This window comes from Streptosporangium sp. NPDC050855, assembly GCF_044456585.1.
Taxonomy (GTDB): Bacteria; Actinomycetota; Actinomycetes; order Streptosporangiales; family Streptosporangiaceae; genus Streptosporangium; species Streptosporangium longisporum.
Genome location: NZ_JBITFY010000011.1, coordinates 180,189 through 195,014, shown reverse-complemented (window position 1 = coordinate 195,014; position 14,826 = coordinate 180,189). Strand labels below are relative to the sequence as shown.

At 73.0% G+C, this 14,826-nt stretch carries 12 protein-coding genes and 1 pseudogene; 6 read left to right on the top strand and 7 right to left on the bottom strand.

The features are described from left to right. The first annotated feature begins 163 nt into the window (after positions 1-163). Positions 164-349 (top strand): NmrA family NAD(P)-binding protein, encoded by a 186-nt coding sequence (locus ACIBCT_RS22905; RefSeq protein WP_399191599.1) that lies wholly within the window; start codon positions 164-166, stop codon positions 347-349. 56 nt (positions 350-405) lie between these two features. Next, a complete protein-coding gene (locus tag ACIBCT_RS22900) occupies positions 406-633 on the top strand; it encodes a hypothetical protein (RefSeq protein ID WP_399191597.1) in 228 nt (75 codons plus the stop codon). Positions 634-642: 9 nt separating this feature from the next. Here the strand turns inward: ACIBCT_RS22900 and ACIBCT_RS22895 are convergent, their stop codons facing one another. The 6 genes from ACIBCT_RS22895 to ACIBCT_RS22870 form a co-directional block, all read right to left on the bottom strand. Continuing rightward, on the bottom strand, positions 643-1,215 hold the full coding sequence (locus ACIBCT_RS22895) for a TetR/AcrR family transcriptional regulator (RefSeq protein WP_399191595.1): 573 nt from the start codon (positions 1,213-1,215) through the stop codon (positions 643-645). 12 nt (positions 1,216-1,227) lie between these two features. Continuing rightward, on the bottom strand, positions 1,228-1,362 hold the full coding sequence (locus ACIBCT_RS22890; RefSeq protein WP_399191593.1) for a hypothetical protein: 135 nt from the start codon (positions 1,360-1,362) through the stop codon (positions 1,228-1,230). A gap of 139 nt (positions 1,363-1,501) precedes the next feature. Then, complete coding sequence (locus tag ACIBCT_RS22885; RefSeq protein ID WP_399191591.1) at positions 1,502-3,196, bottom strand: amylo-alpha-1,6-glucosidase; 1,695 nt, start codon at positions 3,194-3,196, stop codon at positions 1,502-1,504. A gap of 33 nt (positions 3,197-3,229) precedes the next feature. Further along, the gene (locus ACIBCT_RS22880) at positions 3,230-4,048 is read right to left on the bottom strand and encodes a carbohydrate ABC transporter permease (protein WP_399191589.1); all 819 of its coding nucleotides are present in this window, start codon (positions 4,046-4,048) and stop codon (positions 3,230-3,232) included. Then, positions 4,045-5,013, bottom strand: coding sequence for a carbohydrate ABC transporter permease (locus ACIBCT_RS22875; RefSeq protein WP_399191587.1), 969 nt, complete (start codon positions 5,011-5,013; stop codon positions 4,045-4,047). Before ACIBCT_RS22875 ends, ACIBCT_RS22880 begins: the two co-directional genes overlap by 4 nt. A gap of 10 nt (positions 5,014-5,023) precedes the next feature. Next, positions 5,024-6,301 carry an extracellular solute-binding protein gene (locus ACIBCT_RS22870; RefSeq protein WP_399191585.1) on the bottom strand — a complete coding sequence of 426 codons (1,278 nt, stop codon included), beginning with the start codon at positions 6,299-6,301 and terminating at the stop codon, positions 5,024-5,026. Positions 6,302-6,581: 280 nt separating this feature from the next. On the opposite strand from ACIBCT_RS22870, the gene ACIBCT_RS22865 reads away from it, so the two are divergent. Beyond that, positions 6,582-7,607 carry a LacI family DNA-binding transcriptional regulator gene (locus ACIBCT_RS22865; protein ID WP_399191583.1) on the top strand — a complete coding sequence of 342 codons (1,026 nt, stop codon included), beginning with the start codon at positions 6,582-6,584 and terminating at the stop codon, positions 7,605-7,607. Between the two features lie 34 nt (positions 7,608-7,641). On the opposite strand, the gene ACIBCT_RS22860 is transcribed toward ACIBCT_RS22865, so the two are convergent. Further along, positions 7,642-9,516, bottom strand: coding sequence for a ricin-type beta-trefoil lectin domain protein (locus tag ACIBCT_RS22860; RefSeq protein ID WP_399191581.1), 1,875 nt, complete (start codon positions 9,514-9,516; stop codon positions 7,642-7,644). Between the two features lie 468 nt (positions 9,517-9,984). On the opposite strand from ACIBCT_RS22860, the pseudogene ACIBCT_RS22855 reads away from it, so the two are divergent. The 3 genes and pseudogenes from ACIBCT_RS22855 to ACIBCT_RS22845 all read left to right on the top strand — a co-directional run. Then, positions 9,985-10,464 (top strand): annotated as a pseudogene (locus ACIBCT_RS22855) (PHP domain-containing protein); the annotation flags it as partial. Between the two features lie 32 nt (positions 10,465-10,496). Then, positions 10,497-13,523, top strand: coding sequence for a DNA polymerase III subunit alpha (locus ACIBCT_RS22850; RefSeq protein ID WP_399191579.1), 3,027 nt, complete (start codon positions 10,497-10,499; stop codon positions 13,521-13,523). After that, on the top strand, positions 13,520-14,530 hold the full coding sequence (locus ACIBCT_RS22845; RefSeq protein ID WP_399191577.1) for a DNA polymerase thumb domain-containing protein: 1,011 nt from the start codon (positions 13,520-13,522) through the stop codon (positions 14,528-14,530). The genes ACIBCT_RS22850 and ACIBCT_RS22845 overlap by 4 nt, the downstream gene beginning before the upstream one ends. The last annotated feature ends 296 nt before the right edge of the window (positions 14,531-14,826 follow it).

Here is a 14,826-nt window from a genome sequence, read left to right as displayed (position 1 = left end):
CGTTGATCCAGGTCGGCGGCCTGTGCGGGGTGGGATCATCCGGGCGGGCCCGAGGGCGGCGGTGCGGCCGTCCGAGTCCGCGTCGACGGGCATGGGCCCAGCATAGGGGAATAACGGAGGATTTCCTCCGGTTAAGCTGTCATCTTCTCGGATTGGACGACCCATGACTGATCTTCAGCAGCCCGTCGCCGTGATCGGTGCGACCGGACAGCAGGGCGGCGGCGTGGTGGACGCCCTGCTCGCGCAGGAGCAGGCGGTCCGAGCCCTGGTCCGCGACGCCGAGGGCACGCGCGCACGTGCCCTGCGAGCCCGCGGCTTCGCGACATCGGCGCCGCCGCGCGGCTGCTGATCGCCCCCGATGCGATCGACGGTGAGGCGGTCGAACTCGCCGGCGACGAGCTCACCATGGATCAGGTGGCCGAGCGGGTCGCGTCCGGGCTCGGCCGGCCGGCGCGGTACGAAGGGCTGCCGATCGACGTGCTCGGTGACGACGAGGACATGCGGGCGATGTTCCGGTGGTTCGCCACCGTCCCCGCCTACCGGGCCGACTTCGACCTCACGCGCCATCTCGTCCCCGACGTGCGCGACGTCGCGGCATGGGTGTCCGGCCAGGGGCCCGCGCGCCGGAGCTGACGCGCCGGGCTAGACGCGATCGGGCGCGATGCCGCGCAGGAACACCGCGCGCAGCTCGGCGGCGGCCTCGGCCCAGCCGGGCACGTTCGACATCGGCTGGGCGAGCATCGCCCCGAAGCGCACCACGGTGCCCGCGGTCACGTCCGTGCGGACCGAGCCGTCCCGATGGCCGCGCTCGAGGATGGCGCCCATGGTCTGCTGCATGCGCGCGCGCAGCTCGGCGGACTCGGTGCCCTCGGTCATGGGCGCTCCGTGGAGCGGGAGCACCAGTTCGTCGCGATGGGCGAAGGTCCGATGGAGGAACCGGCTGATCGAGTCGTGGCCGGTGCCGCCGGAGCTCAGCGCGTCCTCGGCCTCGGCCAGGATCAGGCGGTAGGCGCGGACCGCCATCGCCTCCAGCAGCGCCTCCCGGTTCGGGTAGCGGCGGTAGAGCGTCCCGATCCCGACTCCCGCCTCGGCCGCGATCTGCTCCAGCGGGACGAACCTGCCCTCGGCCAGCCCCGCACGCACGGCCGCGGCGATCAGCCGCTCGGCGTTCTCCGCCGCGTCCTTCCGAAGCCTGCGCGTCCCCGAGGAGGTCATGGACAACGCATCCTACGCGAGCGGAAGTGCCTGGTGCACGGCGGATCCGACGATCAAGGAGGCGCCGGACGGGGGATCGAGCCCGGCCCGGTCGGCCTCCTCGTGGCGCAGGTCGACGGTGAGGCCGGCCCGGTAGTCCTCCAGCATGGCCCGTACCGCGTCGGGATTCCCGGTGGCCGCGCGGAACTCGTCGTGTGCGTCGCGAACGTCACGGTGATGCGGGACAGGTGCTCGCTCAGGGGCGGGCAGTCGATGGACGCCGCCCGGGAGACCGCGCCGGGCCGGTCTACGGCGTGCGGCGCAGGTGGGCGGCGGCCAGGATGAGATACGCGCTGGCCGTCCAGGTGTAGGCGCGGTCGCGCAGGCCCGTCCCGATGCGGGCGTCGAAGTTCTCCGCGAATCCCGACTTCTCGCACAGGGCGCGGAACCGGGCGCTGATCTCGTCGGCGAGGACGGTCTGACCGGCCCGGCGCAGGCCGTCCTCGATCAGGACCGTCGAGGGGGCCCAGATCGGGCCTCGCCAGTAGCCGTCGTCCCGGTAGTGCGGTGAGGCCGGCAGTTCGGTGGCGAGCCCGTACTCGGTCAGATGGGTCGTGATCCTGGCGGCCAGGACCGTTCGGACGTGCCGGGGCAGCTCCTCGCCCAGCACGATCGGCATCAGGTCGAGCAGGCTGCTGCTGGTCCAGGTCTCCTGCGAACTCGCGCTCCGGGTGACGAAGCGGTCGCCGCGCCACAGCCGGTCGAGCATGGCCCCGCCCATCCGGTCGGCCGCCCGCGACCAGCGGACCGCCTCACCGGGCAGGGAGAGGTCGCCCGCCAGGCGGGCGAGCGTGCGCATCTGGAGGATCAGGAACGACGCCAGGTCGGCCGTCTCGACGACGCGTTCGGGCGCGAACGTGGTCGCGTTGTCCCATCCGCTGTCGTTGCCGTGCTGGTAGTGGGCCAGTTCGTGGCCGGGCACGCGCCGGGCGGTGAGCCAGAAGGTGGTCCACCGTTCGAGCAGGCGGTAGACGCCGGCTCGTTCCGGTGCCGGCAGCGGCGGGAGGTGGCGCAGGACCCAGCCGTGGATGGGGGGCTTGACGAAGTTGTACAGGACCTCCGAGTGGGTGATCGAGTCGGGCAGCGCGCCGGTGGCCTCCTGGTGGTCGAAGGGCAGGTGGAACTGGTCCCAGGCCAGCGCGGGCAGGCCCTCGGCGAGGGCGATGGCGTTGAAGCAGTGGTCCCAGCTCCACACCTTGTCCATCCAGTGCTTGGACATCAGCACCGCGGTGCGGGTGACGAACCCCGCCGGGCGTACGGTGGCCGACCACAGCACGTAGGCGGCGAGTTCGGCGGCGGGGGTGCGGTCGTCGCGCCAGGGGGCCACGGCGCCGAGGTAGTCCTCGTAGTCGCGCCGGGCCGCGCCGGCCACCTGCTCGAAGTCGCGCCCGCCGGTGTACGGGGCGCGGGCGGTCTCGAACTCCTCGATGGCGATCTCCCACACGTCCCGGTCCCCGGTGACCACGACGCCCCGCTCGACGGTGCCGAGTTCCTGCGCGCCCAGGTGTTCGGTGATCCGCCCGGCCAGGAGCGTGACGCGGTAGCGGCGCCCGGTCTGGTAGACGGTGAAGACCGCGGACCCGTCCCGGGGGTCGCGGAAGAAGTAGGGGCCGCTGAACGGCGTCAGGACCGGGTCGGCGGCCAGCAGCCGCAGGTCGACCCCGTGCCCGCGCACCCGCACGGTGTCGGTGTCCTCGTAGGCGAGGTCGATCCGCCCCGGGGCGCAGTCCCAGGTGAGCCGGTGCGGGGTGGCGGTGACGATGCCGTCGGCGCTGGGGACCAGCCGCAGGACGGGGTGCATGCCGGTCTGGTGGGAGACCAGGTGGACGTCCCGGGCGTAGGTGTTCTCGCCGACGACCGGCGAGAAGCCGAACCAGGAGCCGCGGAAGCTGAACGGGATCTCCCGCAGGGAGAACACCGGGCCGGTGACGGCGGCGGTCATGAAGGGATGGTCCTTTCGTGCGGTGGAGCCCGGTCAGTTCTTGACGGCGCCCGCGGTCACGCCGGCGGTGACGTAGCGCTGTGCGACGACGAGGAGTGCGACCGCGGGTATCGACGCGACGACGGCGGTGGCCATGATCGCGTTCCACTGCTGGTTGTTGTTGCCGATGTAGCGGTAGATGCCCAGGGTGATCGGCTGGTGGTCTCCTCCGCTGTCCAGCGTGCCGGCGAAGACGAAGTCCGACCACGCCCACAGGAACGCGAACAGCGACACCGTGATGATCGCGTTGCGGCTGACCGGCAGGACGATCGACCAGAAGGTGCGCGCGGCTCCGGCGCCGTCGACCCGGGCGGCCTGGAGGAGTTCGTGCGGGATGCCGGACATGAACGTGGTGAGGACGAGGACGGCGAAGGGGACCGCGAGGGTGGAGTCGGCCACGATCAGCCCGGGGAGCGTGTCGAGCACGCCGAGGTTGAGGTACATGGCGTAGAAGCCCATCGCCATGACGATCCCGGGGATCATCTGGGCGATCAGCAGCGCGAAGCTCAGCGCGCCACCGCCGCGCGGGCGCAGCTTGGCCAGCGAGTACGCCGCCGGGGCCGCGACCGCCAGGGTCAGCAGCACCGTCCCCAGCCCGACGACCAGGCTGACGCCCAGGTAGGGAAGCTGCTGGTCGAGGACCGCGCGGTAGCCGTCCAGGGTGGCGTCCACGGGGAACCACGACGGCGGGCTCCTGCGCATGTCGCGGTCCCGGGTGAGCGACACGTTGATCATCCAGTAGACCGGGAACAGCATCACGCCGGTCAGCGCGAGCCCGGTCGCGGTCTTCCACCAGCGGCGCGGGGATCTCATGAGGGGTCCTGCCTTCGCTGGAGGCGGATGTAGAGCAACCCGAAGACCAGCGCCGTCGCGATCAGGATGTTGCCGACCGCGGCTCCCGGGCCGAAGGCCGGCACCTGGTTCCCGAAACCCAGCCGGTAGGACCAGGTGGACAGGGTCGTGGAGGAGCCGCTCGGCCCGCCCTTGGTCATGATCCAGATGATGTCGAACACCTTCAGCGTGTAGACCAGCCCGAGCAGCAGAGTGATCGCCGAGACCGGCCGCAGCAGGGGGAGGGTCACGTTCCAGAACCGCTGCGGGCCCGACGCGCCGTCCAGGGCGGCGGCCTCGTGGACGGAGGGGCTGATCGACTGGAGCCCGGAGTAGAGGATCACCAGGTTGAACGGGACACCGATCCAGATGTTGGCGGCGATCACCGACCACAGCGACCAGTCCGGTGAGGTCAGCCAGTTGACCGGGCCGGCACCGAACGCGCCGAGCACCGCGTTGACCACGCCGGAGTCGCTGTTGAGCATCCAGGCCCAGGTCGAGGACGACACGATCAGCGGGAGCAGCCACGGCACCAGGAACAGGGCGCGCAACGTGGCCGACAACGGGAAGTGCGTGACGAAGAACAGGGCCAGGGCGAGACCGACGGTGAACTGGAAGGCCAGTGACACCACGGTGAACACCACGGTCTGCCACAGCGCGGGCCCGAACGTGGCGTCCCCGATCACTTCGAGGTAGTTGGCGAACCCGGTGAAGGGCGCGTCACCCCGGACGAACGAGCGCACCGTGTAGTCGCGCAGGCTCAGCTCCACGTTGCGGAACAGGGGATAGGCGTAGAACAGCAGCAGGTAGGCGACGATCGGTACCAGGAAGGCCCGTGCCGCCCACCGGTCCGGCCTCCGCGGGGCCGCTCTCCGGCGGCCCGGCCCGTCCGGTGCGGGACCGGCGCCGGCAGGGGCCGGGGTGGGGGCCTGCGCGATTCGGCTCATGGCGCGGGCCTTACCGGATCGCGGCCGCCGCCGCGGCCTGCGCGTCGGCCATCGCCCGCTCGGGGGTCTTGGCCCCGCTCAGCGCCGCCTGCACCGCGCCCCACAGCGGTTCGGAGATCTTCGGATACCTAGTGCCGAGGTCGTCGCCGGTACGGCCCTTGGCCGCCTTGACGGCCTTGACCCACACCGCGAGCTCGGGGTTCTCGCTGCTCTGCCGGGTCTGGACCTGCTCGGTGGGGGCGATGTACGACAGCGCCGTCGCCGTGGCGAAGGAGTTGTCGGTGCCGGTCAGGCACGTCACCAGCTTCTGCGAGGTGGCGTAGCGCGCCGTGTCCTGCTGGACGGGGACGCTGACGAACTCACCGCCCGTGGGCGCCGCCGCGGTCCCGCCGTCCTTGGCCGGCACCGGGATGACGCCGTACGCGAAGCCGGTCTCCTTGGCGCCGGCCAGTTGCCAGGTGCCGTTCTCGGCGAAGGCGTACTCGCCGGTGGCGAACTCCTGCCAGCTGGTGGTCTGCGTGTTGTTGATGACCGAGTTCGGGGCGAGCCCCTTCTTCAGCCAGCCGGTCCACAGCGCCACCGCCGACACGCCCTGCGGCGAGTCGAGTTCGGTGAGCTGCGCGCCCGAGCCCCAGAACCAGGGCAGGAACTGGAAGCTGCCCTCTTCGGTGCCGATGGCGGAGAACGTGATGCCCTTCCTGCCCGCCGCCTTGACCTTCTCCAGGGCCGCGGTCAGCGAGGCCCAGTCCGTGACGGAGGCGATGTCCACCCCCGCCCTGTCGAGCACCGCCTTGTTGTAGTACAGCGCCAGGGTGTTGGCGCCGATCGGGACGCCGTAGGTGTCGCCGCCGCTCTGCCCGGCCGCGAGGAGGTTGGGCGAGATCGCCGAGATGTCGATCTTGTTCTCCGCGGTGGTGGTGAGCACGCCGGCCTCGGCGAGCGTCGACACCACCGGGTTGTCGACGACGAGCACGTCGGGGGCGGTGCCCTGCTGCGCGGCGAGCAGCGCCTTGTTGGTCAGGTCGGTGGTGTCGTAGCCCGTGCGTTCGATCGTCACACCGGCCTGGGTGCCGCAGGTGTCCAGCAGCCTCACCCAGTCGGAGGTCCCGTCGTACTGCGGATAGGGGTCCCAGACGGTGTACGTCCCGCCGCCCGCCCGGCCGGGGTCTCCCGTGGCGCCGGAGGTGGGGGAGGTGGTCGAACAGCCGGCCAGGCAGCCGGCGGCCAGAAGGGCCAGACCCGCGCCGAGGGTGCGCCTGCTCGATCCCGCTGATTTCGATGCTGACATGGCTCCGGCCGTCCTTTCGGGGGCGGGGGATGGGGGCGTTCGTCGTTCGCGCCGTGCCGGCCTTCGTCGGCCGGTGTCACGCGCCTGTTTCCGCTAGGTGCCGGATCCGTTTATCGAATCGGTTCGACTGAACCTAAGGCGATGTCGCTGGCGCGTCAATGGGTCATCCGGGATCTCCTCGCCCGCGGGGTCGTTCTTCAGGCCGGATCCTGATGCTCCGGGCGAACCGGTTCCCTCTACCATGGGAGAGCGTCGTAGCCACGTCCGCTGAGGAGTGCCGGTGAACATCGGAGAGATCGCCAGGCGGTCGGGTGTGTCCCGCAGCACGGTGTCGTACGCGTTGAGCGGCAAACGGCCGGTGGCGGAGGCGACCCGGCGGCGGATCCAGACGGTCATCGACGAGCTCGGCTACCGCCCCAACGCCGCGGCCAGAGCGCTCAAGGAGGGCAGGACACGCACCATCGGGCTGGTCATCCCCCCGGCCAGCCAGCGCCTCACCGACGTCCAGCTGGGCTTCGTGGCCAGCGTGGTCGACGCCGCCGCACGCGCCGACCTCGACGTGCTGCTCTCGCCCTCCGGGGGGGAGCACGACCGCTCGTTCGAGCGCGTGGTCACCGGAGCCCGCGTCGACGGGGTCGTCCTCATGGAGATCCGGCTGGAGGACGACCGGGTCACCCGCCTGACGGAGGTCGGGCTGCCGTTCGTCGGCATCGGCCACACCAGCCGGCCCGACGAGATGACCTGGGTGGACATCGACTACGAGACGCTGATAGCCCGCTGTGCAGGCCATCTGGCGGACCTGGGCCATCGTCACATCGCCCTGGTCAACCGCTCGGCCGAGCTGGTCGCCGCCGGGTACGGCCCCGGTCACCGGGCGCAGCTCGGCTTCAGCCGCGCCGTCGCCGAGCGCGGCCTGGAGGGCGTGCAGGTCTGCTGCGCCGACGACGCCCAGGCGGGACGGGCCTGCGTCGAGAAGCTCCTGGTCACCCACCCCGAGCTGACCGCCATCGCCACCATCAACGAGGCCGCCCTGCCCGGCATGCACCGCGCGCTGGCGCACGCCCGTCTCGCGGTGCCCGGCGACTTCTCGCTCACCGGGGTCGCCGCCCGGCACTGGGCGGAGAACCTGCACCCACCGCTCACCGCGGCCGACATCCTGGCCGACGAGCTGGGCGCGCAGGCCGTCGACCTGCTCATCCAGCGCATCGCCGACCCCGGCCTGCCGCACCGCCAGCTGCTCACCGCCCCGCCGATCTCGCTGCGCGAGTCGACGGGGCCGGCGCGTCCCCGCGTCGGCCCCGCCTGACCCCGAGCACTGCGCCGTCCCCGCGTACGTCGGGTCAGCTCCTGGTCCATCTCTGGCTGCTCGTGCCGGTGCAGGACCACAGTTGTGCCTTGGTGCCGTTGGCGGTCCCGAAGTTGCTCGCCTCCAGGCACAGGCCGGACTGCACCCCGGTGATCGTGCCGTCGGCGTTGACGTTCCACTGCTGGTTGGCGCCGCCGTTGCAGTCCCAGATGATCACCCGGGTGCCGTTGGCGGTGCCCTGGCCGTAGGCGTCCAGGCACTTGCCGCCGTACACCTGCAGCTGCTTGGCCGGGGTCAGGGTCCACTGCTGGTTGGTGGCGCCTCCGCAGTCCCACAGCTGGAGCTGGGTGCCGTTGGCGGTGGTCGCGCCGGGCACGTCCAGGCACCGGCCGGCGTTGACGTTGCGCAGCACCGACGTCGGCCCGCCGCCGGGGTCGGAGGAGGGGGGCAGCAGCGTGATGGTGTAGGAGTCGTCGACGGCGGTGTGCGGCAGGTTGACCGTCGTGCCGTTGCCGGACAGGGTCACCACGGAGTTCTGGACGGTGACCGGAGCCGTGACGGCGCCGCCGCCGTTGTAGGGGATGCGCTCGGCGACGACCCGCACCCGGTTGTTCTCCACGATGCCGCTCGTGGCGTCCAGGCGCCGCAGGCCGACGGCGATGTTGCCGGTCGTGGAGCCGCCGCCGACCAGGATCTTGGCCGTCCCGGCGGCCTTGGTGGCGAACGCGTCGTACGAGGCGCTGGGGGTGACGGACACGATCTGCCCGGTCTGCGAGCCGTAGAAGCGGTAGGCCCACCATTCGCCCTTCGGCTGGTACCGGCCCGCGGAGTCGCGCACGAGCAGGTTGCCGAGGTCGTTGTGCAGGTTGCCCCCTCCCGCCCAGTTGGCGCGCAGGCCGTCGGCGCCGGCCCGCTCCAGGCGGGCGATGTACCAGGCCCCGTCGGCGGGGTTCTGCTCGTCGGGCGCCCCGTACTCGTTGATCTGGTAGGGCCGCGGGTGCGCGATGCCGCGGGAGTTCAGCGTGGTGTCGGCCGCCGCCACGTTGGCCACCGGGTCGCCCGGCAGCGAATGCCAGCTGATGATGTCGGGCACCACGTTGTTGGCCTTGACGTAGTCCAGGTACTGGTTCCAGAAGGCGTGGCCGGTGGACGGCACGCACGCGCAGCTCGGTCCGACGATGAGATGCGCCGGGAACGCGGCCCGGATTCGCTGGTAGGTGCGCCGCCACAGTTCGAGGTACTGGGACTGGGGACGGTTCCAGAACAGCGTGATGTTGGGCTCGTTCCACAGGTCCCACTGCACCGGGACGCCGGTGGCCCGCACGTCGCCGATCAGGCGGGTGAGGAAGGCGTCGTAGTCCGTCCAGTTGCCGTTGTCGCCGGGGAAGCGCGAGATCGGGTGGCCGTCGGCGCCCCACAGGTCGTGGACGAGCAGGATGAACTCCCCGCCCAGTGACCGGGTGCGCAGCAGCTGGGCGCGGGTGGCGTTCCACCGGCGGTCGTACTTGCCCGACACCCAGCCCCCCGGGCCGTCGAGCTGTGCCCCACCGGCCCGCATGTACCGGAACTTCACGTCGGTGAAGAACCGGTCGGGCGGGCCCGACGCGTTCTCGGTCATGCCGTAGATCCAGCCGGAGGCCCGGTAGGTGGGAGTGCCGCCACCGGCGGAGAAGTCGACGGCGATGGACTGGTCGGCGGCCTGGGCCGGGGTCGCGGACGTCACGACGGGGCCCGCGACGAGGGCGCCGACGGCGAGAAAGGCGGCGATCGCGCGGCGGCCCCCGTGCCGCCTGCCGGACGTGACGTCCGCACCCGGCTCCTCGGGCGCGCGGGGGCGGGGCGGACGGGCCGGGGGTGGTGTCGTGGGACGTCGCGGCCGGATCCGGCGGACGATGTCGGCGATGTTCATCGTGGACTCTCCTCACTCATGGGTGCTGCGTGCACGGTGAGTGGAACGGCTTCGTGGGGGTGCTGGTGGCGCGAACGGCGTGAAAACCAGGATGTCCGACGTCGGGTCGAATCGATTCGACCGCAGCCTAGAACTCGCTGTCAGTGATGTCAATGATGTGTGTCAGTGAGGTGAATGTATGGTTTCGAGCGCTCCTCGTACCCGTCCCGTGCCCGGCGCGGCGGGGCCACACCGGGCGTCACCTCCCGTGAGCGTGGGACATCGGCCGCGGAACGGCCGCCGGCCTCCTCTCGCGCCGGCCCCGTCGCGTGAAGCGGGCGAACGGCAGGGTCCCCGGGAGGCGTCGGCCCCGGTGACGGGTCCCGGCCCGGACCCACGACGGACGTGTACCGGAAATCCGGACTTTCGCGGCGTGTCGGACGGCGTGTTCCGGTGACGGGCGGCACATACTGATCGAACACGTATTCGATGCGGGATGTGCTCCCCGGGCCCGCCGTCACACCGGGAGGACTCATGCCGGGGAACGGGTTCGTGCATCTCCACGTCGCGTCCGGGTTCTCCGCCCGCTACGGGGCCTCCCACCCGCAGGACCTGGTACGCGCCGCGGCGGATCTCGGCATGGAGGCGCTCGCGCTGACCGACCGGGACACGGTGACCGGCGCCGTCCGCCACGCGAAGGCGTGCATGAGGGCCGGGGTGCGCCCGATCTTCGGCGTGGACCTCGCCGTCGCCGCGCAGATCCCCGCGCCCGCGACGGCACGCCGGGCCCGTACACCGGTCCGCGGTGGCGCCCGGGTGACGGAACCGCCGTTGCGGATCACCCTGCTGGCCCGCTCCGCCGCCGGGTGGGGGCGGCTGTGCCGCCTGGTCTCCGCCGCGCACGCGAGCCCGGCCGGCGGCTTCCCCCTCGCCTCCTGGGACGCTCTGCGCGAGCACGTGGGCCGGGACCTGTCGGTGCTGCTCGCCCGGCCTCGGAGCCCGTGCGCGCGCTCACGGCGGGACGGCCCGACATCGCCGAGAGGCTCCTGGCGCCGTGGCGGGAGGTCGCCGGCGAGGGCCTGTGGCTGGAGGTGGTCACGTACGGGCTGCCGGGTCTGGGAGCGGGCTCGTTGCGACTGGCGGCGCACACGCTCACGCTCGGCGACCGGCTCGGCATACCGGTCGTGGCGACGAACGCGGTCCGCTACGAGCGGCGCGAACAGCACCGGCTCGCCGACGTGCTGGACGCCGCCCGGCTGCTGCGGCCCATCCCGTTCCGGGCGGGCCGGCTGGATCCGGGGGAGCGGTACCTGAAGTCCGGCGCCGAGATGGCCGAGGTCGCCGAGCGGGTGGCCGCGTGCGCGAGCGCCGCCGCAGGCCGGGGACGCCGGCTGATCGAGGAGACGGCGCGGGCCGCCCGGCAGTGCGCCGTGGACCCGGTACGCGATCTCGGCCTCGGACGCCCGCACCTTCCCGAGCCTTACGTCGTGGGCGCCGGCACCGGCGCGGGGGACGGGATGCGGCTGCTGCGGCAGCGGTGCGCGGCGGGCATGACCGCCCGCGGCCTCGACGGCAACCCGCGGGCCGTGAAGCGGCTGGAGTACGAGCTGGGCGTCATCGCCACGCTGCGCCACGAGGCGTACTTCCTGGCGGTCGCGCAGGTGGTGGCCGACACGCGAGCCCTCGGCGTGCGGGTCGCGGCCCGCGGCTCAGGGGCCGGATCCATGGTCAACCACGCGCTGTTCGTCGCGACCGCCAACCCGCTCGAGCACGGGCTGTTGTTCGAGAGGTTCCTGTCCGAGCGGCGCACCACGCTGCCGGACATCGACCTCGACGTGGAGTCCGCGCGCCGCCTGGACGTCTACGACAAGATCTTCGAGCGGTTCGGGCCCGAGCGGGTGGCGGTCACCGGGACGGTCGAGACCTACCGGGCCCGCCACGCCCTGCGCGATGCCGGCCTGGCCCTCGGGATCGGCCCCCGGACGATCGACCGGATCGCCGCGTCGTTCCCCCGCATCCGCGCCGGTGACATCCGCGCCTGCCTCGCCGAGCTGCCCGAGCTGCGCCACCTCGCCGCCGAGGCGGCCCGGTTCGGGCCGCTGTGGAGGCTCGCGGAGGGCCTGGACGCGCTGCCGCGCGGGTTCGCCATGCACCCGTGCGGGGTGATCCTCTCCAGCGCCGGCCTGCTGGACCGGCTGGCGGTGCAGCCCGCCCCGGGCGGCGCGTACCCGACCGTCCAGGCCGACAAGCACGACGTCGAGGACCTGGGCCTGCTGAAGCTGGACGTCCTGGGGGTGCGGATGCAGTCGGCCATGGCGCACGCCGTCGCCGAGATCCGCCGTACCACCGGCCGGCACATCGACCTGGACGACCCCGGCCACGTCGACCTCGGCGACGAGGCGACCTTCGAGCTGATCCGCCGAGGATCGGTGCTGGGCTGCTTCCAGCTCGAGAGCCCGGGGCAGCGGGATCTGATCGCCCGGCTGCAGCCGCGGACCATGCGGGACGTCATCGCCGACATCTCGCTGTTCCGGCCGGGCCCGGTCGCCGGTGGGATGCCCGCCCGGTTCATCGCCGCACGCCACGGTCATGAGCCGCCGCACTGCCCCCACCCCGACCTGAAGCCGATCGTGGACGACACCTACGGGGTGGTCATCTGGCACGAGCAGATCATCGCGATCCTGGCCGTGATGACCGGCTGCGACCGCGCGGCCGCCGACGTCGCCCGCCGTGCCCTCGCCGACCCCGGGCGTCTCGCCAGGGTCGAGACCTGGTTCCGCACCCGCGCGGCCGAGCGCGGCTACGGCCGGGCCGTCACCGAGGAGGTCTGGGCGATCGTCCGTGAGTTCGGCTCCTACGGCTTCTGCCGGGCGCACGCGGTCGCGTTCGCGGTGCCCGCGGTGCAGTCGGCCTGGCTCAAGGCCCACCACCCGGCGGCCTTCTACGCGGGCCTGTTCGAGCACGACCCCGGGATGTGGGCGCCTCGCGTCCTGGTCCACGACGCCCGGCGCCACGGCGTCCCGATTCTGCCGGTCGACGTCAACGCCTCCCTCCCGTTCCACGGCGTGGAGAGGACGGGCGACGGCTGGGGCGTACGGCTGGCCCTGTCCATGGTGCGCGGCATCACCGCTCCCGAGAGCGCCCGCATCGCCGGAGGGCGGCCCTTCGTCTCGCTGCGGGACCTGTGGCTGCGGGCCCGCCCGTCCCTGCCGCTGGCCCGGCGCCTCATCCGGATCGGCGCCCTCGACGCCCTGCGCGGCGAGGCGAGCAGACGCGACCTGCTGCTCCAGGCCGCCGAACTGCACCGCCACCGCCGCCACGGTACCGGCACGAGCACCGGCACGAGCACCGACGGTCAGTTGCCGCTCGGCGACGAGCTCGACGGTGCCCGGGCGAGCGGGCTGGCGGAGATGACCGCCCGCGAGAGCCTGGGCGCCGAACTGGACGTGTTGTCCGCCGACGTCAGCCGTCATCTGCTCACCCACCATCACCGCCTGCTCGCCGAGCTCGGCGCCACCGACGCCCGGCACCTGCAGGCGATGCACGCCGGACGGCCGGTGCTCGTCGCCGGCGTGCGCGCCGCCACCCAGACCCCGCCCGTCCCGTCGGGAAAACGCGTGATCTTCGTGACGCTGGAGGACGACTCGGGCATGGTCGACCTGGTCTTCTTCGACCACGGCCACCCGGCATGCGCAAGGACGATCTTCCATTCCGGGCTGTTGCTGGTCCGCGGCACGGTCGCGCGCCGCGGCGACCGCCGCACGGTGGTCGGCCAGGCGGCCTGGGACCTCGAGGAAGTGGCGGCGGCCCGCCGGGACGCGGGCCCGCAGGCCGCCCTGGAACTCCTCGGCCGCACCGAGCCCGCGCCCACCCCCGCGCACGACGGCACCGCGGCACCCGCCGGGCGGACCCTGCCCGACGGGACGGCCGGTGCCCGCCTTCACCCGTGGAGCGATCTGCAGGTCGCGGGGAGCCGCTCGGCGGACCTGCGGCGCCTCGCGCACCGCGGTCCCGGGTCCGCGGGGTGAGCGACGTGCCCGCGCCCCGGAGCATCCTTCGCGTCCACCTGCACGGCATCGGCCCCGGTGACCGGCACCTCTACGAGACGGCGCTCACGCTGCTCGGCGACGTGACCCCGCTCGTCCAGGCCCTGCCGCCCGATGCCGCCGACCTCGACGTCACGGGCGCCCACAGGTACTTCGACGCCGAGGCCGGACGTCAGGACCTGGCCCACCTGGTACGCCTGCGCCTGGCCGCCCATGTCGGCCTGCGGGCCACGATAGGCGCGGGATGCACCCCCATGATCGCCGCCATGGCGGCCGCCGCCACCGCCCCCGGCGACGTCACCGTCATCGCGCCCGAGCCCGAGGCCGTCGCCGCCTTCCTCGGCCCACGGCCGGTGGCCGACCTGCCCGGCGTGGGCCCCGCGACGGCCGGCACCCTGGCGGGCTACGGCATCCGCTGCGTCGGCGACCTCCTCCGGGTGCCCCCGCACACCCTGCAGCGCATCCTCGGCAGTGCCGCCGCGCTGACGCTGTCCGAGCGCGCCCGGGGCCATGACCCCCGGCCCGTTCGTCCCGCGGCCCCGCCCGCGTCGACGGGCTGCGCGCACGGCTTCCCCCGTGACGAGCTCGATCCGGGCGCGCACCGGCGAGCCCTGCTGGACCTCGCCGAACGGCTCGGCCTGCGGCTGCGCACGACCCGGCAGGTCGCCACGCGGCTCGCGCTGAGCGTCACCTACGCCGACGGCACGAGCACCCATCGCTCGCGCACCCTGGACGAGCCCACCGCGCACACGCCCGCCCTCGCCGCCTGCGCCTACGACCTGCACGCCCGGCTCGGGCTCCAGCGTGCCCGTGTCCGCGCCGTCGCCGTGCGCGCCGAGCGGCTCATGGACGAGGAGCACGCCGTACGGCAGCTCGTCCTGGATCCGGGCGACGACAGGCGGCGCCGCATCGAGCAGGCCGCGGACCGGGCACGCGCCCGCTTCGGCGCGGACGCCGTCCGCCCCGCGACGCTGGCACGACCGCGCTGAGAAGGCCGGTCACCCGGCCGGGGGGCGCACGTCCCGGTCGCCGGTGCCGGTCTCGCGTGCCGCGGGGGAGCAGGTCGGCCAGCAGCAGCGCCTCCAGCGCGGCGACCGTCATGCCCTGGCCGTAGAGGGGGTTGAAGCTGCACAAGGCGTCGCCCGTCACGAGGTAGCCGCCGGGAAAGCTCCGCAGCCGCTCGTAGCGGCGTCGTGTGCTGGCCGGGAAGCGCATCTTCACCGGCGCGTCCAGCGGCACCGCCGACCGCACGACCTCGCCGACCTGCGGCGCGGCCAGGCCGGTG